Annotated in this window: 21 protein-coding genes; 12 read left to right on the top strand and 9 right to left on the bottom strand. The window is 68.4% G+C overall.

Annotated features, from left to right (window positions below):
* Position 1 precedes the first annotated feature (1 nt).
* From ACS5PN_RS15485 to ACS5PN_RS15505, 5 genes are all read left to right on the top strand, one after another.
* Positions 2 to 469 (top strand): type II secretion system protein, encoded by a 468-nt coding sequence (locus ACS5PN_RS15485; RefSeq protein ID WP_439464870.1) that lies wholly within the window; start codon positions 2 to 4, stop codon positions 467 to 469.
* 4 nt (positions 470 to 473) lie between these two features.
* Positions 474 to 929 (top strand): type II secretion system protein, encoded by a 456-nt coding sequence (locus ACS5PN_RS15490; protein ID WP_439464871.1) that lies wholly within the window; start codon positions 474 to 476, stop codon positions 927 to 929.
* Between the two features lie 5 nt (positions 930 to 934).
* Positions 935 to 1,450, top strand: a complete 516-nt coding sequence (locus ACS5PN_RS15495) for a type II secretion system protein (protein WP_439464872.1) — start codon at positions 935 to 937, stop codon at positions 1,448 to 1,450.
* Between the two features lie 259 nt (positions 1,451 to 1,709).
* The gene (locus ACS5PN_RS15500) at positions 1,710 to 2,480 is read left to right on the top strand and encodes an NF038120 family PEP-CTERM protein (RefSeq protein WP_439464873.1); all 771 of its coding nucleotides are present in this window, start codon (positions 1,710 to 1,712) and stop codon (positions 2,478 to 2,480) included.
* Between the two features lie 27 nt (positions 2,481 to 2,507).
* Positions 2,508 to 5,663 (top strand): S8 family serine peptidase, encoded by a 3,156-nt coding sequence (locus ACS5PN_RS15505; RefSeq protein WP_439464874.1) that lies wholly within the window; start codon positions 2,508 to 2,510, stop codon positions 5,661 to 5,663.
* Between the two features lie 81 nt (positions 5,664 to 5,744).
* On the opposite strand, the gene ACS5PN_RS15510 is transcribed toward ACS5PN_RS15505, so the two are convergent.
* Complete coding sequence (locus ACS5PN_RS15510; RefSeq protein WP_439464875.1) at positions 5,745 to 6,161, bottom strand: hypothetical protein; 417 nt, start codon at positions 6,159 to 6,161, stop codon at positions 5,745 to 5,747.
* A gap of 51 nt (positions 6,162 to 6,212) precedes the next feature.
* Here ACS5PN_RS15510 and ACS5PN_RS15515 point away from each other — a divergent pair, with 51 nt between their 5' ends.
* Complete coding sequence (locus ACS5PN_RS15515; RefSeq protein WP_439464876.1) at positions 6,213 to 6,740, top strand: CAP domain-containing protein; 528 nt, start codon at positions 6,213 to 6,215, stop codon at positions 6,738 to 6,740.
* On the opposite strand, the gene ACS5PN_RS15520 is transcribed toward ACS5PN_RS15515, so the two are convergent.
* The 7 genes from ACS5PN_RS15520 to ACS5PN_RS15550 all read right to left on the bottom strand — a co-directional run bounded on the left by ACS5PN_RS15520 (position 6,712) and on the right by ACS5PN_RS15550 (position 12,614).
* Positions 6,712 to 7,365: a response regulator gene (locus tag ACS5PN_RS15520; RefSeq protein ID WP_439464877.1), complete on the bottom strand. Its 654-nt coding sequence runs from the start codon at positions 7,363 to 7,365 to the stop codon at positions 6,712 to 6,714. The genes ACS5PN_RS15515 and ACS5PN_RS15520 overlap by 29 nt on opposite strands.
* The gene (locus ACS5PN_RS15525) at positions 7,356 to 8,576 is read right to left on the bottom strand and encodes a sensor histidine kinase (protein ID WP_439464878.1); all 1,221 of its coding nucleotides are present in this window, start codon (positions 8,574 to 8,576) and stop codon (positions 7,356 to 7,358) included. The genes ACS5PN_RS15520 and ACS5PN_RS15525 overlap by 10 nt, the downstream gene beginning before the upstream one ends.
* Positions 8,573 to 9,691, bottom strand: coding sequence for a tRNA 2-thiouridine(34) synthase MnmA (gene mnmA / locus ACS5PN_RS15530; RefSeq protein ID WP_439464879.1), 1,119 nt, complete (start codon positions 9,689 to 9,691; stop codon positions 8,573 to 8,575). Before mnmA ends, ACS5PN_RS15525 begins: the two co-directional genes overlap by 4 nt.
* Positions 9,692 to 9,715: 24 nt before the next feature.
* Positions 9,716 to 10,420, bottom strand: coding sequence for a 2OG-Fe(II) oxygenase (locus tag ACS5PN_RS15535; protein WP_439464880.1), 705 nt, complete (start codon positions 10,418 to 10,420; stop codon positions 9,716 to 9,718).
* A gap of 10 nt (positions 10,421 to 10,430) precedes the next feature.
* Positions 10,431 to 11,186, bottom strand: a complete 756-nt coding sequence (locus ACS5PN_RS15540; protein WP_439464881.1) for a substrate-binding periplasmic protein — start codon at positions 11,184 to 11,186, stop codon at positions 10,431 to 10,433.
* An 88-nt stretch (positions 11,187 to 11,274) separates the two neighbouring features.
* Positions 11,275 to 12,111, bottom strand: coding sequence for an alpha/beta hydrolase (locus tag ACS5PN_RS15545; RefSeq protein WP_439464882.1), 837 nt, complete (start codon positions 12,109 to 12,111; stop codon positions 11,275 to 11,277).
* A gap of 5 nt (positions 12,112 to 12,116) precedes the next feature.
* Positions 12,117 to 12,614, bottom strand: a complete 498-nt coding sequence (locus tag ACS5PN_RS15550; protein WP_439464883.1) for an NUDIX domain-containing protein — start codon at positions 12,612 to 12,614, stop codon at positions 12,117 to 12,119.
* Between the two features lie 83 nt (positions 12,615 to 12,697).
* On the opposite strand from ACS5PN_RS15550, the gene ACS5PN_RS15555 reads away from it, so the two are divergent.
* Genes ACS5PN_RS15555 through ACS5PN_RS15565 form a run of 3 tightly spaced genes read left to right on the top strand, consistent with a single transcriptional unit; the run spans position 12,698 to position 15,608 of the window.
* Complete coding sequence (locus tag ACS5PN_RS15555; protein WP_439464884.1) at positions 12,698 to 13,813, top strand: Re/Si-specific NAD(P)(+) transhydrogenase subunit alpha; 1,116 nt, start codon at positions 12,698 to 12,700, stop codon at positions 13,811 to 13,813.
* A gap of 2 nt (positions 13,814 to 13,815) precedes the next feature.
* Positions 13,816 to 14,136: an NAD(P) transhydrogenase subunit alpha gene (locus ACS5PN_RS15560; protein ID WP_439464885.1), complete on the top strand. Its 321-nt coding sequence runs from the start codon at positions 13,816 to 13,818 to the stop codon at positions 14,134 to 14,136.
* A complete protein-coding gene (locus ACS5PN_RS15565; protein ID WP_439464886.1) occupies positions 14,133 to 15,608 on the top strand; it encodes an NAD(P)(+) transhydrogenase (Re/Si-specific) subunit beta in 1,476 nt (491 codons plus the stop codon). Before ACS5PN_RS15560 ends, ACS5PN_RS15565 begins: the two co-directional genes overlap by 4 nt.
* Positions 15,609 to 15,615: 7 nt before the next feature.
* Here the strand turns inward: ACS5PN_RS15565 and ACS5PN_RS15570 are convergent, their stop codons facing one another.
* Positions 15,616 to 17,040, bottom strand: coding sequence for a UbiA family prenyltransferase (locus ACS5PN_RS15570; protein ID WP_439464887.1), 1,425 nt, complete (start codon positions 17,038 to 17,040; stop codon positions 15,616 to 15,618).
* Between the two features lie 172 nt (positions 17,041 to 17,212).
* Between ACS5PN_RS15570 and ACS5PN_RS15575 the strand changes: the two genes are divergently transcribed.
* Genes ACS5PN_RS15575 through ACS5PN_RS15585 form a run of 3 tightly spaced genes read left to right on the top strand, consistent with a single transcriptional unit; the run spans position 17,213 to position 20,235 of the window.
* On the top strand, positions 17,213 to 18,883 hold the full coding sequence (locus tag ACS5PN_RS15575) for a long-chain-fatty-acid--CoA ligase (protein ID WP_439464888.1): 1,671 nt from the start codon (positions 17,213 to 17,215) through the stop codon (positions 18,881 to 18,883).
* Positions 18,884 to 18,940: 57 nt separating this feature from the next.
* Positions 18,941 to 19,468, top strand: coding sequence for a hypothetical protein (locus tag ACS5PN_RS15580; RefSeq protein ID WP_439464889.1), 528 nt, complete (start codon positions 18,941 to 18,943; stop codon positions 19,466 to 19,468).
* A gap of 50 nt (positions 19,469 to 19,518) precedes the next feature.
* Positions 19,519 to 20,235, top strand: a complete 717-nt coding sequence (locus ACS5PN_RS15585; protein WP_439464890.1) for a 16S rRNA (uracil(1498)-N(3))-methyltransferase — start codon at positions 19,519 to 19,521, stop codon at positions 20,233 to 20,235.
* The last annotated feature ends 65 nt before the right edge of the window (positions 20,236 to 20,300 follow it).

The raw sequence follows: 20,300 nt of genomic DNA on the forward strand, positions 1-20,300 counted from the left end.
CATGCGAGCGCGCGGCTTCACCCTCATCGAGATGCTGGTCGTGCTGGCCATGCTGGGCGTGCTCGCGTCTGCGGCGCGGCCCCTGCTCGAGATGTCGGTGCAGCGCAGCCGCGAGCATGAGCTGCGCCAGGCGCTGCGCACGGTGCGCGAGGCGCTGGATGCCTACAAGCATGCCGTCGAGTCCGGCAGCATCGTGCTGAGCCCCGAGGACAGCGGCTATCCGAAGAGCCTGCAACTGCTGGTCGACGGCGTCGCCGACGTCAAGTCGCCCAACGGCCGCAAGATCTATTTCCTGCGCCGCCTGCCGCGCGATCCTTTCGCGCCGGCCGAGTTGGGGGCGGCCGAGACCTGGGGCCTGCGGTCCTACGACAGCCCGCCCGACGACCCGCGTGCCGGCAAGGATGTCTTCGACGTCTACTCGCGCTCGGAGCGCAAGGCGCTGGATGGCTCCAAGTTGAAGGACTGGTGAAGTGATGTTGGCCCCCCGCCTGCGAGTACACAGCCGGCCCCCCGAGGGGGCGCGAGCCGGCCTTGGGACGGCCCAGCGCCCGGCTCAGCAGCGCGGCTTCACCCTCATCGAGCTCATCGTCGTCATGGCCATCGTGGCCCTGCTCGCGTCTATTGCCGCGCCGCGCTATTTCGCGTCGTTGCACAAGAGCAAGGAGACGGCCCTGCTGCATTCGCTGACGACGATGCGCGATGCCATCGACCAGTACGCCGCTGACAAAGGTCGTTATCCCGAGTCGCTGCAGGAGCTGGCCGCGGCGCGCTATATCCGCGACGTGCCAGAGGATCCGCTGACGTCCAGCCGCGAGACCTGGGTCGAGCTGCCGCCGCCCACCGAGATGCAGGCCAACGGCCGTGTCTGGGATGTGCGCAGCGGGGCCGCGGGCCGCAGCGCCGACGGGCGGCTCTACGCAGATTGGTGAGCCCCATGAAGCGGGCCCAGCGCGGCTACAGCTATCTCGCCGTCCTCTTCCTCGTCGCGCTGACGGCCGCCGGCCTCGCCGCCCTGGGCCAGGCCTGGAGCACGGCGGCGCAGCGCGAGCGCGAACGCGAGCTGCTGTTCCGTGGCGGCGAGATCGCGCGGGCCATCGCGGCCTATGCCAAGGCCACGCCCAATCCACCCGAGCAATACCCCAAGAGCCTGGACGACCTGCTCTCGGACAACCGCGCTCTGAAGCCGCTGCGGCATCTGCGGCGCGCCTACGAGGATCCCTTCACCGGCAAGGCCGACTGGGAGCTCGTGCCCGAGCCTGGCCAGCTCGGCGCCTTCAGCGCGGTGCGCAGCCGCTCCGAGCAGCCGCTGTTGCGTGAGACCGGGCCGGACGGCGTGCCGATCAAGCTGGCGCGCGACCTGCTGTTCTCGTCGCGCAACTCTGCGGGTAACCCCCAAGTTCCCGCCGACCCCGCTTCTGCTGCATCGGCAGCGAGCGGCGTGTCAAGGTGATTAGTGCTATGGAATTTCGTACTACCCCGTCAAGTCCACGGACTCGGTGAATACCCCCTCCCCCCTTGCTTGGATGCCGGGCAACTGGGGATGGTCGTGGAATTTTGCTCAAACAGAATCGGCCGCCTAGTTGGGCTTGGTGGCCTTTCTACGCGCAGGCACTCTGACAACCAGACCTTGGTCGATCGGAGTGAAGACAGTGCTTATGCACCGCGGGCTTGCGCAGCATTGATCAACTTTGCAAAGAAAGTGGGTAGTTATGAAGAAGACTTTGACGTCGATCGCTTTCGCAGCGGTGGCCCTTGCCGCTTCGGTCGGCGCCCAGGCGAACGTGGTGCGCGCGACTCTCGATTTCGAGACGCCCATCGACGGCTCGCCCTTTCTGACTTACGCGGGTACGCCGCTGCTGGGCAATGGTGACGAGTTCTATCAGCCGGGTATCGCCGGCCACACGATGTTCTTTGATCCGTTCTCGAACAGCGCTTTGGCCCAGCCCGGCGATCTCGTCGGCGCCATGATCACCGGCACCGACTCCTGCAGCGGCGTGCAGTGCCCGGCGAATAACGCCAGCACCTATGTCGGCGTGGTGGACGATGCCGTGTTGCTGTTCGGCGCCAACGACGGCTTCCGCTTCTCGATCAAGAGCTTCAAGGCCAGCTTCATCGGCAATACCGACCCCGTGGCCGCCACCCCCGGCTTCGTGCGCCTGCAGGGCATGCGCAACGGTGTGTCTACCACGGCCACCTTCGCGCTGACCGGCCTGGACGCCAACAACAACCTGAACTTCGCCACCATCGACACCGGTGCGTTCGGCAACATCGAGTGGGACTACGTCTACGCCTACGGCTTCGCTTGCCCCGCGCCGGGCAGCCCGGGCAGCCCGGGCACCTGCACGGCCTTCGGCACTGATCGCGCCCAGTTCGCGCTGGACGATGTAGTCATCGAGCACGTGCCCGAGCCGGGCAGCCTCGCTCTGCTGGCCGTCGCCGGCCTGGCCGCCGGCCGTGTCACCCGCCGCCGCGCTGCCTAATCGTCTACCCGCCGAAAGGATCATTCAATGAAGATGAAGATGAAGCCCGCCGCACTGGCGACGCTGGTCCTGCTCTCTGGTTTGGCCACGAGCTCCTTTGCCCAGGACCGCAAGACCTACATCGTCCAGCTGAAGGACGAGCCCGCTGCCTCCTACCAGGGCTCGGTCTCCGGTCTGGCAGCCACTCAGCCCGCCGCCGGCGAGACGTTCAAGTACGGCAGCGCTGCCGTGCAGGCCTATGTGAACTACCTTGGCCAGCAGCAGAGCAACGTCATCTCCCTGGTCGGCAACGCCCCCGTGCTGGCCAAGTACAACACGGTGTTCAACGGCTTTGCCGCCAGCCTGACTGAGGATGAGGCCCGTGCGCTGGTCGCCAGCCCGCAAGTGGTCGGCATCTGGCAGGACGAAGCCCGCCAGCTCGACACCATCTCGACCTCCAAGTTCCTCAAGCTGACCGAACCCGGCGGCCTGTGGTCCAAGACCGTCGCCGGCAATGCCCTGAAGGGCGAGAACATGGTGATCGGCGTGGTCGACCTGGGCATCTGGCCCGAGAACCCCGCTTTCTTTGACCGTGTCGACGCCAACGGCGTGCCGAGCAACAACCCGGCCGACACCCTGGCCTACGGTCCCAAGCCGGCCACCTATCTCGGCGGCTGCGTGGCTGGCGAAGGCATCGACCCCGCCAAGCACTGCAACAACAAGCTGATCGGCATCCAGCATTTCAACGCCGGCTTCATCGCTTCGGGCAACACCCCGCACTGGACGTCCTTCGCCTCGGGTCGTGACGACCTGGGCGGCGCCACCGGCCACGGCGGTCACGGTGACCACACCGCGTCCACCGCAGCGGGCAATTCCAACGTCACGGCCATCGTCAACGGTCTCGCCCTGGGCCAGGCTTCCGGCATGGCGCCGCGCGCCCGCGTCGCGGCCTACAAGGTCTGCTACACCTATGTGAATGCCGCCGCGACCGACGGCACCGGCAGCCAGAACTCCTGCTTCAACTCCGACTCGGTGGCCGCCATCGACAAGGCAGTGGCCGACGGCGTCAACGTCATCAACTACTCGATCAGCGGCTCGCAGACCTCGGTCAACGATCCCGTCGAGCAGGCTTTCTACCGCGCTTCGCTGGCCGGCGTGTTCGTCGCAGCCTCGGCCGGCAACAGCGGCCCCGGCCAGGCTGTCGCCCACATCAGCCCCTGGCTGACGACGGTCGCCGCCTCCACGCATGACCGCGCCTTCTCGGCCGATGCCACGCTGGGCAATGCCGTCAAGTACACCGGCGCCTCGGTCAACCCCAACCCGCTGGGCAGCGCCTCGCTAATCCGCGCGGAAGACGCAGGCATTGCCGGCGCCAGCGGCAACCTGAACCTGTGCTTCAGCAACCCGCTCGAGCTGGACCCCGCCAAGGTGGCCGGCAAGATCGTCATCTGCACGCGCGGCAACAACGCCCGTGTCGACAAGAGCCTGGCCGTGCTGAACGCCGGCGGCGTCGGCATGATCATGGCCGACAACGGCGGCGGCCTGGTTGCCGAAGCCCACTCGGTGCCCACCGTGCACGTCACGGCCGCCGATGGCACTGCCATCAAGGCTTATGCCCAGACGGCCGGCGCCACCGCCAGCATCAGCAAGTTCTACATCGGCAGCGTCCCTGCGCCGATGATGGCCAACTTCTCGTCGCGTGGCCCGAACGGCGGTGACAGCAATGTCCTCAAGCCCGACGTGACGGCGCCCGGCGTGGACGTCATCGCCCAGGTGACCCCGGCGCTGACCCAGACCCAACGCGATGGCGTGGCCGCTGGCACCTTCGTGCCCGGACCGGAATGGGCGTCCTACCAGGGCACGTCGATGTCCAGCCCGCACGTGGCCGGCATCGCCCTGCTGCTGAAGCAGGCCAACCCGACCTGGGGCCCTGGCGCCATCAAGTCGGCACTGATGACCACGGCCTATTCGACGCTGGACGACGGCGTGGCTGGTGCTTCCAATGGGCTGCTGCCCTGGTCGCAAGGCGCGGGCCACATCGATCCGCAGAAGGCCAACGATCCGGGCCTGGTCTACAACGCCGGCAAGAACGACTGGGTCAAGTACCAGTGCAAGGTCAACAAGGCCGCGGTCACCCCGGCCAGCGACTGCACCACCATCGGCACGCTGGACGAGACCTACAACCTGAACCTGCCGTCCATCACGGTCAGCACGGTCACGGGCAGCACCATCGTCAGCCGCAACGTCACCAACGTCGGCGCCTCGACCGCCACCTACACGGCTAACGTCACGACGCCTGCTGGCTTCACGACGACGGTCGCGCCGAACACGCTGACGCTGGCGCCGGGTGAAACCAAGTCCTTCACGGTCACCATCGCTACGGCTGGTGCCGCCGAAGGTGTCTGGCAGTTCGGCCAACTGGTCTGGAACGACGGTACGCACGCCGTGCGCGCCCCCATCCAGGCCAAGGCCGGCAAGGCGATCTCGGCCCCGGCCGAGTTCACCGACACCAAGGCCTCGGGAAGCAAGCTGTTCACGGTTCGCACCGGCTTCAGCGGCCGCATGACCGCGCTCAAGGGCGGCATGAAGGATGTGACCATGGGTGCCGAGACGTCGCTGACGCCGCTGGCCACCTCGTCGGCCACGCTGCTGAGCCGTTGCCGCAGCAACACGAACTACGCCTCCATCGCGAAGTACAACTTCACGGTGCCGGCGGGTGCGATCGTTGCGCGCTGGGCGCTGCGCCAAGCCGACACGGGCGGCCCGAACGACGACAACGACATGGTCGTGTCGTTCCCGAACGGCACCACCTCGCTGTATTCGGGCAATGACGGCTCCAACGAAGTGCTGCAAGTCGTCGCTCCTGCTGCCGGCAACTATCGCGTCTGCGTGCTGGCCTATGGCGGTGCTGCGGCCCCGATGAAGCACAAGCTGTCCAGCTGGATCGTCAGCCCGGGCGATGCCGGCGGCCTGAACGCCGTCGTGCCGAGCCAGGTCTACGCGGGCAGCACGGCCACGGTGGGTTTGAGCTGGTCGGGTGTGACTGCCGGCAAGCGCACCGTCGGTGGCGCTCAGTGGCTCGACACTGCGGGCAAGGTGCAAGCCACCACGATCCTGCGCATCTCGACCGACGGTGCCCTGCCGATCCAGAACGAGCCGACCAACATGCCCTCCAAGCTGGTCGACGCCGTCGCTGCGGAGTAAACAGCGCCCAGGCGCTGCGGGGCTTCGGCCCCGAGCAAGGCCACATGCCGCAAGGCGTGTGGCCTTTTTCTTTCTAGATCTTCAGCGGGCGCTGTTGGGCCCGGTCAGTTCGCAGCGCCCGGCCACGCAGGCCGCACCCGGGTCGGCCACGAACATGCAGTTGGACCGCATGCCGCTGGCGTCGACCTCGCGCCGCTGTGCGTCGGTCTGGCGCACGGCCAGCGCCGCCACCTTTTGCGCGTCGGTGCCCTGCGTGGACCAGGCCAGATAGCCGGCGGGGCCGCCGCAGGCCTTGGCCCCCACGGCGACGGTGCGGCATTGCGAGTCGGCGGTGCAGGTGGCGGGGCCGATGAGGGCGCGCAGTTCGCGTCCCAGCTTGGCCGATTCGGGCTCGGCCACGGCCGGCGTCGGTGCTGCTGGTGCGGGCGTTGGGGTCTGCGCGCAGCTGGCCAGGGCGGCACCGGCGAGCAGGGCGGCGAGCAATCGATGAGGTTTCATGTCCCCATGTTGGGCCGCAGGCGGGCGCTTGGCAACAACTAGGATGTCAGCATGCGAGCTTTGTCATTCCTGTTGCTTGGCTTTACCGCGCTGGCGCCAGCCGTGGCCCAGGAGGGCTGCCAGCCCAAGGATGCTGCGGTGCTGGCTGCACTGAATGCCTTGCGTGCCCAGCCCCAGGTCTGTGGCGAGCGCGCCTGGCCGGCCGTGGCCGCTCTGCGTGCCAACGCGGTGCTGGCGCAGTCGGCGCGCCGCTACGCCGTCGAGCTGGCCGGGCGCGACCGCATCGACCACGTCGGCGCTGCCGGCACCTCGCTGCGCACGCGGCTGCGTGAGTCCGGCTATCTGATGCGTTCCGCTGGCGAGAACCTGGCCGGCGGCCCCGAGACGCTGGAAGAGGCCGTTGCCCAATGGCTGGCCAGCCCGGCCCATTGCGAAAACCTGATGGCGGCCGAATTCCTGGACTACGGCCTGGCCTGTGTGGTCGGTTCCGGCAAGTTCCAGCGCTACTGGGTGTTGCACCTGGCGGCGCCCGCGAAGGCGGCGCAGCCGCCTAGATCCAGCCCAGATCAATCGCCCTGAGGACGGCCTGCGTGCGATCGCGCACGCCCATCTTGGAGAAGATGGCCGAGCAGTGGTTCTTGATGACGCCTTCGCTGTTGCCCAGCAGGCCGGCAATCTCGGTGTTGCTGCGGCCGCTGGCCACCAGGCGCAGCACCTGCAGCTCCTTGGGCGACAGCGGATCGGGATGATCGGCCGCCGTGAAGGCACGCTCGCCGCCCTTGGCTTCCATGCGCGTGGTGAGCGACGGCCGCAGCGCCGTGCCGCCGCCGTGCACATCGCGCAGGGCCTGGGCCAGGGTCTCGGGGCTGATGGCCTTGAGCAGGAAACCGCGGGCGCCAGCACGCACCGCCTCGTCGAAGGCGGCGGTGTCGTCGAAGGTCGTCAGCAGGATGACCGGCAGGCGCAGGGCCCGGGCGGCCAGGGCGCGGATCAGGCCGACACCATCCAGGCGCGGCATGCGCATGTCGGACAGGATGACGTCGGGCATGTCTTCGGCCGCGGCGGCAGACAGCCATTCCAGCGCTTCGGCGCCGTCGCTGGCCTCGCCGACGACCTGCAGCTCGTCGTGCAGCGCGAGCAGGCCCTTGAGGCCTTCGCGCACCAGTTGCTGGTCTTCGACCAGCAGGATCTTGATCACACCCATCGCGGACATCTCAGCTCGATTCGAAACCCGGGGCTGGTGCGGGTCACGCACATCTGCCCCCCCAGCTCGGTCATGCGCTCGGTCATGCCCGAGAGACCGTTGCCAAAGCCCTCGGCGCGGCCGTCGCGCCAGCTCGGCGCGCCGCGCCCATCATCGTCGATGCTGACCGCGATCTCATCGCCTTCGCCGCGCAATTCGACGTGAACGCGACGCGCATTGGCATGACGAACGCTATTCGTCACGCCTTCCTGCACGCAACGCAGCAGGGCATGGGCGGCGCGCGGGCCGAGGTCGCGGGCGGCGTCGTCCAGGGCCAGCTCGATGCGCGTGCTGGCAATGCCTTCGGCCAGGGCCTGCAGGGCGGCGGACAGGTCGATGCGCTGCGAGCTGCGCTGCTGCGACACCGCCTCGCGCACATCGGACAGCAGCTGGGCCGCGACGCCTTCGGCCCGCCCCATGGCCTGGCCGGCGCCGGGGGTGTCCTGGCGCGCCAGCAGGGCGCCGCCCAGCTGCAGCTGCAGGTTCAGCGCCGTCAGGTGGTGGCCCATCAGGTCATGCAGTTCGCGGGCGATCTGCATGCGCTCGCTGTAGCGCATCTGCTCGACCAGCAGATGCTCGCCGGCCATCTGCTCGGCCAGCACGGCCTGCAGCCAGCGGCGCTTCTCGGCCTCGGCAGCGGCCATGCGCCCCAGGCCGAAGGCCAGGCCGTGCAGGGCCAGCATGGACGACAGCAGGCCGAACTGGTCCAGCCAGGCGGTGGCCTGCGGCGCCGCATAGATGCCGGTGTTCAGCAGCACCTGGGCAAAGCCGAAGCCCAGGGCCAGGCGCGCCGGCAGCAGCACGGCGGCCAGGGCCGTGACGAGGAAAGGCAGGCCGGGCGTCACGCCAAAGGCCAGCAGGTCGACCAGCAGCAGCCAGGCCAGACGGCGGTTCACATCAGCGACGCCGCCGCCCTGGCTGGCCAGGCGCCACATCAGCGCGACGAAAGCCAGCAGCAGGCCGACGCAGAGCAGCAGCAGGCCGCGGTCATTGGCACCGCCACCGGCCGAGCGCCAGACCCAGGCGACCAGACCGTCATAGGGCTCGGTGCGCGCGCCGAGCAGGGCCGCGCCGGCGCTGACCAGTTCCATCGCGCAGACCACCAGGGCCGCCAGGCGCAGCACGACGCCAGGCTCGGCGAGCCGCGCGAGCAGGCGGTCGAATTTCGTCATGCCGGCAGAGCGGCGGAAATCACCCCGCCGCCCAGGCAGACCTCGCCGTCGTACAGCACCGCGCTCTGACCCGGCGTCACCGCCCATTGCGGGTCGGGGAAGCGCAGCATCAGCTGGCCGCCGGCGTCAAAGCCGACGCTGCAGGGCGCGTCGGCCTGGCGGTAGCGCGTCTTGGCGGCGGCCTGGCCCACGGCCGGCGAGCGGCCGGCGATCCAGCTCAGGTCGTCGGCGACCAGGGCCGGGCTCTGCAGCAGCGGGTGGCCATGGCCCTGCACGGCGATCAGCGTGTTGTTCGGGATGTCCTTGGCGGCGACGAACCAGGGCTCGTGCTCGCCACCACCGCGCTGCGCGCCCTTGTCCTTGAGGCCGCCGATGCCCAGGCCCTGGCGCTGACCCAGCGTGTAGAAGGACAGGCCCACATGCTCGCCCAGCTTGCGGCCGCGCTCATCCTTGATGGGGCCGGGCTGGTGCGACAGGTATTTGTTCAGGAACTCGCGGAAGGGCCGCTCGCCGATGAAGCAGATGCCGGTCGAGTCCTTCTTCTTCGCGTTGGGCAGGCCGATCTCGGCCGCGATGCGGCGCACCTCGGTCTTGGGCAGATGGCCGACCGGGAACATGGCCTTGCTCATCTGCGCCTGGCTGAGCCGGTGCAGGAAATAGCTCTGGTCCTTCAGCGGATCCAGGCCCTTGAGCAGCTGGAACTCGCTGTCGACTTCGCGCACCCGCGCGTAGTGACCGGTAGCGATCTTCTCGGCGCCCAGGCGCATGGCATGGTCGAGGAAGGCCTTGAACTTGATCTCGGCATTGCACAGCACGTCGGGGTTGGGCGTGCGGCCGGCCTGGTATTCGCGCAGAAAGCTCTCGAAGACGCGGTCCTTGTACTCGGCGGCGAAGTTGACGTGCTCGATGTCGATGCCCAGCACGTCGGCCACGGACGCGGCGTCCAGGAAGTCCTGGCGCGTCGAGCAGTACTCGTCGTCGTCATCGTCTTCCCAGTTCTTCATGAAGATGCCGATGACCTCGTGGCCCTGCTGCTTGAGCAGGTGGGCGGTCACGGCCGAGTCCACGCCGCCGGACAGGCCGACGACGACGCGGTGTTTCTTGGGGGAACTCATGGGCCGATTGTCCCAAAGCCCCCTTCAACCCTGGCCGAACAGGCTTTCCGCGCGCTGGTAGAGCACCCAGGAGGTCGCAATGAACTTGTCGCCGCCCCGGGGCCGGTTGCCGCGATGGGTGTGGGTGAAGCCGCCCGGCGCGATCAGCAGGCTGCCGGTGCGCGGGACGATCTTGCGGCCCTGATAGAGGAATTCGGTCTCGCCCTCGGCGAAGTCGTCGTTCAGGTAGATCGTCCACAGCACCGCCCGGTGCAGGGCCTCGCCCTGGTCCAGCTTGGGGTATTGCTCGCAATGCCAGTAGGGGTAGCCGCCCTGGTCGGCCGTGTAGCGCTGCAGATTGATGGCGCCGGGGCGGAAAACCTTGGCAACCAGGCCCATCAGCATGTCGTCGTTCAGCGCGGCGACACCGTCGGCGTCCAGCAGGGCCAGCGTGCCGTCGGGCCTTTGCATCTGCAGCTTCAGCGGCGCCAGGGCCAGGTGGGCGTAGCGGCGCAGATAGTGGCGAAAGCCCTGGATGACGGCATCGTTGAGCTGGGTGCAGGCATCCGCCCACTCGGGGTGGCGGCTGATGGCGATATCCCAGCTGTCCTTCATCGCCACGTCAACACCGCTGCCGGTCTCGCCGCGCTGCAGGCGGTTGCTGGCCTGGAAGCGCTCCACCAGCGCGCGGCAGGCTTCGGGGCTCAGGGCCTGGTCGTAGACCTCGATGAAATCAGGCGTCGTCGTCATGCTGGCATTCTCAGCCGCCGCCCTGGCGCTTCAGCAGGGTCTGCAGCGTCGACTGGCGCAGCATTTCGAGCTCGCCGCTGGCCTGCAGGCGCAGCAGGGCCGCATTGAGCTTCTGGGCCAGCACCGCATGCCGGGCGGCCAGCACGTGGTGGACGGTGTGCTCGTCCAGCACGATGTCCAGGCGCTGCAGGCCGGGGACGCCGGCGGGCCGCTGGGCCGGGCTGCCGGCCAGTTCGCTGAGGATGGCGACGTCGGCCGCGTCGGTGGCCAGCAGCCGCCACAGCTCGCGCAGGCTGCCGGCCTCGACCCGGTGCACGCCGGCGGGCATCAGCTGCTCCACGCGCACGATGCCGCGCAGATGGGCGACGCGCCAGCGCGGCAGGTCGGCCCAGCCCGAGAGCCTCAACGTCGGGTCGCGGGTGTAGGCGCGCAGCTGGACCTGGCCCAGCGCCGTGGCCACGGCGACGACGCCGGGATTGGCTTCGAGATAGTCGCGCGCCCGGTGGGTGTTGGCATCCATCTCGCCGCTGGCCAGCATCAGGCCGGCGCGGCGGGCCGGCAGGTCGACGAACTGCATGGGCTGGCCGACGTCGGCATAGAGCCGCGTCAGCACGGCCTCGCTGATGCCGATCAGCGGATTGGTCGTGCGGTCCCAACTGCCGATCTGCAGCGGCAACGGCTGGGCCTTCGCTCCCAGGCCCCAGCACAGCAGCGCCAGGCAGGCGGCCACGCGCTGGCGGTGGAAGCGGGAGGGCGTGTGGGGCATCCGGTTCGAGGAAGGGCGGAGGATTGTGACGCCCCGGCCTTCAGCCCAGCCGGCGCGGATCGCCCAGCGATGCGTCGGAACTCACGCGTCAGGGCGCCGGCTTGAACAGCTGGCGCAGCGCCAGCAGCGCCGCCGGGTGGTAGATCGTCGCGTGGGTTTCCTGCGGCATGGGCAGATAGGTCCAGGCGACGCCGGGCGCCAGTTCGCGCTTGAGCATGTCGACGAAGCCTTGCGCGGGCGCGACGATGCCGGGCTCCGAGCTGGTGGCCATGAACAGGCGTGGCGCCGCGCCCTTGCGCAGCTGCAGCGCGGCCTGGGCCTGCGCGGTCAGCCCCGCGGCGTTCCACCACAGGCTGGGGTCGAAGGCGATGTAGGTGCTGAAGAGCTCGGGCTCCAGCGCCCAGGTCTCGACGACGAACAGCCCGGCGAGCGACTCGCCCATCAGCACGCGTTCGGAGGTCACGCGATAACGCGTGGCGATGGCCGGCAGCAATTCGTCGCGGATGAAGGCACGGAAGGCCGCCGAGCCACCGACGAGCGGCGCGATCTTGCGATCGCTTTCCTGGGTGGTCGGACCGGTCAGGTCGCGGCGGCGCTGGGTGTTCTCGATACCCACCAGCAAGAAGGGGCGCACGGTGCCGTTGGCGAAGCCGACCTGCAGCAGGCCGGCCACATGCAGGAAGTCCTCGGCCATGCCGCCGTCAGGCATGACCAGCACCGGCAGGCGTGCGGTCGCGCTTTCGGCATAGCCGGGTGGGGCGTAGACGTTGATGCGGCGGGTCTCGGCCAGCACGCGGGATTCCAGCATCAGCGTGTCGCCGATCACCAGCGGCTGGCGGGCGCCGCCGAAGTCGACGGCCCAGGCCGCATGGGCGGCAAAGGCCAGCAGGGCCGCGATGACGCAGCGCAGCAACAGATGGGGCATGGGTGTCAGTCCTTGATCCAGGGCTGGGTCAGCGAGGGGTGGGCGAAGACAGTATCCAGCGGCAGGCGCCGCCCGCTGGCATGGTCGCGCACGCACTGCAGCACCAGCGGGCTGCGGTGGCGGTCCACACAGGCGGCCAGTTCCGTCTCGCTCATCCACAACGTGCGCTGGATGCCTTCGTCCAGCGTGCGGCCGGCGATCTCCTCGCCGACTGCACCACTGAAGGCCAGCCGCACATAGGTGACATCCTCTAATCGAGCCGGGCGGACGAAGCGGGCGAGGTAGACGCCCAGAAAAGCCTCGGGCGTGAAGGCCCGCATCGTCTCCTCCAGCGCCTCGCGCACAACGGCCTCGATGGGGCTTTCGCCCAGCTCCAGATGGCCTGCCGGGTTGTTCAGCATCAGGCCCTCGGGGGTGTCTTCCTCGACCAAAAGGTAGCGGTCCCCCCGCGCAATCACCGCCGCGACAGTGACGCTGGGGCGAAACCTATCTGTACCAGCCATGAAACTTCCTCTCGAATTCCCGCACCAGGGTGGCGCATCCATTGTGTAAGCTGCCGCGCACCCCTGCCCCAGGAGGAGATTCCATGCAGATCGGCGTACCGCGCGAACGCGCGGCCGGAGAGACCCGCGTGGCCGTCACGCCCGAGACGGCCAAGAAGCTGAAGGCCGCTGGCCACACGCTGCGCATCGAAAGTGGAGCGGGCGTCGCCGCCAGCGTCACCGATGCCGCCTACGAGGCCGTCGGCTGCGAGATCGTCGACCAGGCCGCGGCCCTCGGCAGCGAATTGGTGCTGAAGGTGCGTGCACCGGCGGCCGACGAGCTGGCGCTGATGAAGCCGGGCACTGCTCTCGTCGGCATGCTCAACCCCTTCGACCGCGACGGTCTCACGGCCATGGCCGGTGCAGGGCTGACGAGCTTCGCGCTCGAAGCCGCGCCGCGCACCACGCGGGCCCAGAGCATGGACGTGCTGTCCAGCCAGGCCAACATCGCCGGCTACAAGGCCGTCATGATCGCGGCCGACCGCTACCAGCGCTTCTTCCCCATGCTGATGACGGCGGCCGGCACCGTGAAGGCGGCACGCGTCGTCATCCTGGGCGTCGGCGTGGCTGGCCTGCAGGCCATCGCCACGGCCAAGCGCCTGGGCGCCGTCATCGAGGCCAGCGATGTGCGGCCCTCGGTGAAGGAGCAGGTCGAGTCCCTGGGCGGCAAGTTCATCGACGTGCCTTACGAGACGGCCGAGGAGAAGGAAGCGGCCGAGGGCGTGGGCGGCTACGCCCGGCCCATGCCGCAGAGCTGGCTGGAGCGCCAGAAGGTCGAGGTGGCCAAGCGCGTGGCGGCGGCCGATGTCGTCATCACGACGGCACTGATCCCGGGCCGCGCCGCGCCGGTGCTGGTCACCGAGGACATGGTCAAGGCCATGAAGCCGGGCTCGGTCATCGTCGACATTGCCGCCCCCGCGGGAGGCAACTGCCCGCTGACCGAGGCCGGCAAGACGGTCACCAAGCATGGTGTCGTCATCGTCGGCGAGACCAATCTGCCGGCGCTCGTTGCGGCCGATGCGTCCGCGCTGTACGCGCGCAATGTGCTGGACTTCCTGAAGCTCGTCATCACCAAGGAAGGCACGTTCAACGTGCCCCTGGATGACGACATCGTCGCGGCCTGCCGCGTCACCCAAGACGGACAAGTCACGAGGAGCTGAGCATGGAAGTCGTCGACCACACCATCATCAACCTGATCATCTTCGTGCTGGCCATCTACGTGGGCTACCACGTGGTCTGGACGGTCACGCCGGCCCTGCACACGCCGCTGATGGCCGTCACCAATGCCATCTCGGCCATCGTCATCGTCGGCGCCATGCTGGCCGCGGCCATGACCGAGACGCCTTTTGCCAAGGGCATGGGCGTGCTGGCCGTGGCCCTGGCCGCGGTCAACATCTTCGGCGGCTTCCTCGTCACGCGGCGGATGCTGGAGATGTTCAAGAAGAAAGAGAAGAAGGCTCCGGCCGTGGAGGCCAAGCAATGAGCTACAACTTCGTCGCGCTGCTCTATCTGATCGCCAGCGTCTGCTTCATCCAGGCGCTCAAGGGCCTGTCGCATCCGACGACCTCCATCCGCGGCAATCTCTTCGGCATGGTCGGCATGACCATCGCCGTGCTGACGACGGGCGCCCTCATCGTCAAGCAGGCCGGCCACGGCATGGGCCTGGTCTGGGTGCTGCTGGGCCTGGTCGTCGGTGGCGGTTACGGCGCCTGGCGGGCCAAGACGGTCGAGATGACCAAGATGCCCGAGCTGGTGGCCTTCTTCCACAGCATGATCGGCCTGGCCGCCGTGGCCATCGCGGTCGCGGCCGTCGCCGAGCCGGCGGCCTTTGGCATCACGCCGGCCATGGATGCGGCCCTGGCCGCCATCCCGCCGGAAGACGGTGTGGCGCCGCGCACGCTGGCGCCCATCCCGGGCGGCAACCGCATCGAGCTGGCCCTGGGCGCCTTCATCGGCGCCATCACCTTCACGGGCTCCGTCATCGCCTGGGGCAAGCTGTCGGGTGGCAGCAAGTTCCGCCTCTTCCAGGGCGCGCCGGTCACCTTCAAGGGCCAGCATGCGCTGAATGCGGTGCTGGGCCTCGCCTCGGCCTTCTTCGTGTTCGGCTTCTGGCATTCGCAGTCGCCCATCGACTTCGGCCTGATCGTGGCCCTGGGCTTCCTGCTCGGCGTGCTGCTCATCATCCCGATCGGCGGCGCCGACATGCCGGTCGTCGTGTCCATGCTGAACAGCTATTCCGGCTGGGCGGCGGCGGGCATCGGCTTCAGCCTGAACAACGCGATGCTGATCATTGCCGGCTCGCTGGTGGGCAGCTCGGGCGCCATCCTGAGCTACATCATGTGCAAGGCGATGAACCGCAGCTTCTTCAACGTGATCCTGGGCGGCTTCGGTGGCGAGACCGGCGGCCCGGCGGCGGGGGCGGCCCAGCAGCGCAACGTCAAGAGCGGCAGCGCCGACGACGCGGCTTTCGTGCTCGGCAATGCCGAAAGCGTCGTCATCGTGCCGGGCTACGGCCTGGCCGTGGCGCGCGCCCAGCATGCCGTGAAGGAGCTGGCCGCCAAGCTCACCGAGAAGGGCATCACCGTCAAATACGCCATCCACCCGGTGGCCGGCCGCATGCCCGGCCACATGAACGTGCTGCTGGCCGAGGCCGAGGTGCCCTACGACCAGGTCTTCGAGATGGAAGACATCAACGGCGAGTTCGGCCAGGTCGACGTGGCCATCATCCTGGGTGCCAACGACGTGGTGAACCCGGCTGCCCATGTGAAGGGCAGCGCCATCTACGGCATGCCCATCCTGGAGGCCTACAAGGCCAAGACCATCATCGTCAACAAGCGCTCGATGGCGGCCGGCTACGCGGGCCTGGACAACGAACTCTTCTACATGGACAAGACCATGATGGTCTTCGGCGACGCCAAGAAGGTCGTCGAGGACATGCTGAAGGCGGTGGAGTAGCCGGCCCTCAGTGGGCCAGCCAGAGCAGGGCGCCGAACAGCGCGGCGCAGCCGAGGCTGTAGCGGTCGGTCGCGGCAAAGATAAGCGGGTCGTCGTGCAGCCTGCCGCGCTGGGCCTGCATCCACATGCGACTGATCCAGTACAGCACGACGGGCAGGGTCAGCCACAGCCGCTGCGGCTGCGCATAGCGCTGCACGACGACGTCGCTGTTGAGATAGAGGGCCAGCAGCAGCACGGCGCTGAAACCGGACGCCACGCCCATGGCCATGACGACCGGCGCATCGCCCGCGACATAGCCGCGGCCGGGAGCCTCGTCACGACCTGAGGACTGCAGGTCCTGCAGTTCCGAGTAGCGCTTCACGAAGGCCAGGCTCAGGAACAGGAACAGCGAGAAGGCCAGCAGCCAGAAGGAATAGGGCACGCCGGTCGCCGCCACGCCGGCGACGACGCGCAGGGTGTACAGCATGCCCAGGGTGATGCAATCCACGAGCACCAGCGACTTCAGCGCAAACGTGTAGGCCAGCGTGAAGGCGTAGTAGACGGCCAGCGTCATGCCGAAGGCCGGCGGCAGCTGCATCGTGATCAGGGCCGATCCCAGCAGCAGGCCCGTCGCAACGGTCAGGCCGCGTGGCACGCCGATCAGCCCGGCGGCGAAGGGGCGCAATCGCTTGCGTGGGTGGGTGCGGTCGCTCTCCATGTCCATCAGGTCGTTGAGGACGTAGACGGACGACGCGCACAGGCCATAGGCCAGGAAGGCCAGCACCGCCATCAGCACCAGGTAGGGGTCGTCGAAGCGGAAGGCGCCGAACAGCGGCACGAAGACCAGCAGGTTCTTCAGCCATTGATGCAGACGCAGCGCACGCAGCCAGACGCCCAGCGAGGCGCCGGGCGCGGGAAATTCATGCGTGGTCCGTCCGGCGTTCTGATCGCGTGCGGCGGAGGCGACGGCCGGGCTGGCCGAGACGATGACGACGTCGCGTGCGCGCCGCCAGACGGGCAGGTCGTCGCGCGAATTGCCGGCGTAGTCGAAACCGGCTTCGCCAAAGCGCTGCACCAGCCGCGCCGCCTTGGCTTCGCCCGACAGATTGATCAGGCCATCGCTGGCCATGACCTCGTCGAACAGACCCAGATGAGCCGCGACGCCATCGGCAATGCGCTGATCGGCTGCCGTGCAGAGCACGAGGCGGCGGCCGCTGGCTCGTTGCTCGCGCAGCCAAGCCAGCAACTCGGGGGGATAGGGCAGGCCGGCAAAGTCCGGCACCACGCGTTCGGCAATGCGTTGCTTGGTCCAGGCCTTGCCGCGCGCCAGCCATAGCGGCAGGGCGGCCAGCGCCAAGGGGTCGCGCCGGGCGAGCAGCAGCGTGGTCTCGTGCAGCAGGTCCGTCTGGACCAGGGTGCCGTCAAGATCCACCACCAGGGGAGGTTGGGGCATAGGGTGCACAGGGCTGGAAGGGGCGGGGTCTTGCCCGCGGGGGGCGAACTTCTAGGTTGGGCATTCTAGAAACCCGCCTTCGGACGCCTGAAGATGGATCTCTATCGAATCCCCTGACCCAATCGGCGTCAGCCTTCGGTCAGAATCGCCGCAACAAAGAAGGAGACAAGGCATGGAGCCGATCTGGCTGAAGCATTACCCGGCCGCCGTGCCGCGCGACATCAATGTGTCGCTCTACCCCAGCCTGGTCGACCTGCTGGACACCTCGTTCAAGAAGAACGCCGCCAAGCCCGCCTATCTGATGATGGGCAAGAGCATGAGCTTCGGCCAGGTGGACGAGGCCTCGCGTGCGCTGGCCGCCTATCTGCAGAGCCTGGGCCTGGAGAAGGGCGACCGCGTCGCCATCATGATGCCCAACCTCTTCCAGTACCCGGTCGCCGTGGCTGCCGTGCTGAGGGCGGGTTATGTGGTGGTCAACGTCAACCCGCTGTACACGCCGCGCGAGCTGGAGCACCAGCTCAAGGACTCGGGCGCCAAGGCCATCGTCATCATCGAGAACTTCGCCTCGGTGCTGCAGCAGGTCATCCAGAACGTGCCCACCAAGCACGTCATCCTGGCCGCCATGGGCGACATGCTGGGCCTCAAGGGCCTGCTGGTGAACTACGTCGTCCGCAAGGTCAAGAAGATGGTGCCGGCCTTCCAGCTGCCGGGCGCCGTCAAGTTCAACGACGCGCTGTCCAAGGGCCGTGGCCTGACCTACAAGGCGCCCAAGCTGGGTCCGGACGACATCGCCGTGCTGCAGTACACCGGCGGCACGACCGGCGTGTCCAAGGGCGCCGTGCTGCTGCACCGCAACCTGGTCGCCAACATCCTGCAAAGCGAGGCCTGGTACCAGCCCGCGCTGAAGAAGATCCCGGCCGGCGAGCAGGTCACGACCATCTGCGCGCTGCCGCTGTATCACATCTTCGGTTTCAACACGAACATGATGCTGTCCATGCACATGGGCGGCGCCAATGTGCTGATTCCGAATCCGCGCGATCTGCCGGCCGTGTTCAAGGAACTGGCCAACCACCGCTTCCACAGCTTCCCGGCCGTCAACACGCTGTTCATGGCCATGGCCAACCATGCCGACTTCGGCACGGTGGACTGGAGCCGCCTCGTCATCTCGGTGGGCGGCGGCATGGCCGTGCAGCAGGCCACGGCCAAGCTGTGGCTGGAGAAGACCGGCTGCCCCATCGTCGAGGGCTATGGCCTGTCCGAGACCTCGCCTTCGGCCAGCTGCAACCCGACCGACAGCACGGCCTACAGCGGAACCATCGGCCTGCCCATGCCGCTGACCGATCTGCAGCTGCTGGACGACGACGGCAACGAAGTGCCCATGGGCCAGCCCGGCGAGATCGCCATCAAGGGCCCGCAAGTCATGGCCGGCTACTGGCAGCGTCCCGACGAGACGGCCAAGGTCATGACGGCCGATGGCTTCTTCCGCACCGGCGACATCGGCACCGTCGATGAACGCGGTTATTTCAAGATCGTCGACCGCAAGAAGGACATGATCCTCGTCAGTGGCTTCAATGTGTATCCGAACGAAGTCGAGGACGTCATCACCCAAATGCCCGGCGTGCTGGAATGCGCTGCCGTGGGCGTGCCGGACAGCAAGGCCGGCGAGGCGGTGAAGGTCGTCATCGTGAAGAAAGACCCGAATGTCACGGAAGCTGACGTTCGCGCCTATTGCGAAGCCAACCTGACGGGCTACAAACGTCCGAAGATCGTGGAGTTCCGTACCGAACTGCCCAAGACGCCGGTCGGCAAGATCCTGCGCAGGGAATTGCGGGACAAGAGCTGATTGCTTTTTCCCATGGCCTGCGAGCGGTGATGCCGCCCGCAGGCGAGGCCCGATAACGTGCTCGACCTGTTGTATTCCAAGACCGAGGCTGGCCGCGCAGAGATTCGCGCGCGGACCCTGCCGTTGTCGCGCACTGCGCGCAATCTCCTGCTGGTGCTCGATGCGAGCAAGCCTGGCAGCGAGTGGGTGCGCCTGGTTGCCGGCGCCACCGAAGCCGATTTCGAGACCCTGCGCCAGCATGGGCTGATCGCGGCCCAGAACGCCGCCGGCCAGCCCATCGCCGCCCCGCCGCCTGTGGCGGCGCCGGCGCCTGCGGTGACTGCACCTGCGCCCCAGGCTGACGCGGCACCGGCTGCGGCCGGCCATTCACCGCTGCTGGACCGCGCGGCCCTGTACACCTATCTGAGCGGCGCGGCGACCAAGCTGCTTGGACCCTTCAAGGGCTATGCCTTCGCCCTCGAGGTCGAGCGCGCCGACAGCCTTGCCGCACTGCAGGGCCTGGCTCTGCAGCTCGTCGAGCGTGTGCAGAAGGCCAAGGGCGAAGACGCCGCGCAGGCCGTGCGCGACGCCTTGGGTTTGCGTTGATCCTGCGCTGATCTGGGACACTGACGGGTCCCGTCACGTACCGTCCCGCCTTGCCCCGCTTCTTCGTCGACACCCCGCTCGCCGCGACCGATGGCGATCTCGCCCTGCCGCCCGGCGCCGCCCGCCATGTGCAGGTGCGGCGCCTGCAACCCGGCGACGCGCTGAACCTTTTCGATGGCAGCGGCCCCGAATGGCAGGCCGAGGTGACGGCGATGGGCCGCAGCGAGGTGCGCGTGCGCCTCATCGCGTCAGAGCAGCCGCAGCGTGAGCTGGCCCGGCAGGTGACGCTGGCCGTCGTCATGCCGGCCAATGACCGCATGGACTTCCTCGTCGAGAAGGCGACCGAGCTCGGCGCCGTGGCCGTGCAGCCGCTGATGAGCGAGCGCTCGGTGCTGCGCCTGAACGGTGAGCGCGCCGACAAGAAGCGCAGCCACTGGCAGGGCGTGGCCGTCGCCGCGGCCGAGCAGTGCGGGCGCACGGTGCCGACGCGCATCGAGCCCGTCATGACGCTGGTGGCATGGCTCGCCGCGCTGACGCCGGCCGGCGACGACGAATGGCGCGGCCTGCTGAGCCCGCGCGCGGCGTCGCCTCTGGCGCCCTTCCCGCAGCAGCGAGCCCTGTTCCTGAGCGGCCCCGAAGGCGGCCTCAGCGATGCCGAAGAGGATGCCGCCCGCGCCCGCGGCTTCGCCGCCGTGACGCTGGGCCCGCGCGTACTGCGCGCCGACACCGCGCCGCTCGCTGTGCTGTCCTGGCTGGCCCTTTCATGAGGCCCCCACGCGCGCACCTGCGCGCTGCCCCCCGAGGGGGCGCTCCATCGCCTACGGGCGGCCGG

The organism is Roseateles sp. NT4, from assembly GCF_051857475.1.
Classification (GTDB): Bacteria; Pseudomonadota; Gammaproteobacteria; order Burkholderiales; family Burkholderiaceae_C; genus Pelomonas.

Bases quoted from the DNA above. Each gene is read 5' to 3' on its own strand.
- ACS5PN_RS15550 (WP_439464883.1), bottom strand. From the start codon at position 12,614: ATGGCTGGTACAGATAGGTTTCGCCCCAGCGTCACTGTCGCGGCGGTG.
- ACS5PN_RS15500 (WP_439464873.1), top strand. From the start codon at position 1,710: ATGAAGAAGACTTTGACGTCGATCGCTTTCGCAGCGGTGGCCCTTGCC.
- ACS5PN_RS15515 (WP_439464876.1), top strand. From the start codon at position 6,213: ATGCGAGCTTTGTCATTCCTGTTGCTTGGCTTTACCGCGCTGGCGCCA.
- ACS5PN_RS15490 (WP_439464871.1), top strand. From the start codon at position 474: ATGTTGGCCCCCCGCCTGCGAGTACACAGCCGGCCCCCCGAGGGGGCG.
- ACS5PN_RS15570 (WP_439464887.1), bottom strand. From the start codon at position 17,040: ATGCCCCAACCTCCCCTGGTGGTGGATCTTGACGGCACCCTGGTCCAG.
- ACS5PN_RS15545 (WP_439464882.1), bottom strand. From the start codon at position 12,111: ATGCCCCATCTGTTGCTGCGCTGCGTCATCGCGGCCCTGCTGGCCTTT.
- ACS5PN_RS15510 (WP_439464875.1), bottom strand. From the start codon at position 6,161: ATGAAACCTCATCGATTGCTCGCCGCCCTGCTCGCCGGTGCCGCCCTG.
- ACS5PN_RS15535 (WP_439464880.1), bottom strand. From the start codon at position 10,420: ATGACGACGACGCCTGATTTCATCGAGGTCTACGACCAGGCCCTGAGC.
- ACS5PN_RS15555 (WP_439464884.1), top strand. From the start codon at position 12,698: ATGCAGATCGGCGTACCGCGCGAACGCGCGGCCGGAGAGACCCGCGTG.
- ACS5PN_RS15495 (WP_439464872.1), top strand. From the start codon at position 935: ATGAAGCGGGCCCAGCGCGGCTACAGCTATCTCGCCGTCCTCTTCCTC.
- ACS5PN_RS15560 (WP_439464885.1), top strand. From the start codon at position 13,816: ATGGAAGTCGTCGACCACACCATCATCAACCTGATCATCTTCGTGCTG.
- mnmA (WP_439464879.1), bottom strand. From the start codon at position 9,691: ATGAGTTCCCCCAAGAAACACCGCGTCGTCGTCGGCCTGTCCGGCGGC.
- ACS5PN_RS15505 (WP_439464874.1), top strand. From the start codon at position 2,508: ATGAAGATGAAGATGAAGCCCGCCGCACTGGCGACGCTGGTCCTGCTC.
- ACS5PN_RS15575 (WP_439464888.1), top strand. From the start codon at position 17,213: ATGGAGCCGATCTGGCTGAAGCATTACCCGGCCGCCGTGCCGCGCGAC.
- ACS5PN_RS15540 (WP_439464881.1), bottom strand. From the start codon at position 11,186: ATGCCCCACACGCCCTCCCGCTTCCACCGCCAGCGCGTGGCCGCCTGC.
- ACS5PN_RS15525 (WP_439464878.1), bottom strand. From the start codon at position 8,576: ATGACGAAATTCGACCGCCTGCTCGCGCGGCTCGCCGAGCCTGGCGTC.
- ACS5PN_RS15520 (WP_439464877.1), bottom strand. From the start codon at position 7,365: ATGGGTGTGATCAAGATCCTGCTGGTCGAAGACCAGCAACTGGTGCGC.
- ACS5PN_RS15485 (WP_439464870.1), top strand. From the start codon at position 2: ATGCGAGCGCGCGGCTTCACCCTCATCGAGATGCTGGTCGTGCTGGCC.
- ACS5PN_RS15565 (WP_439464886.1), top strand. From the start codon at position 14,133: ATGAGCTACAACTTCGTCGCGCTGCTCTATCTGATCGCCAGCGTCTGC.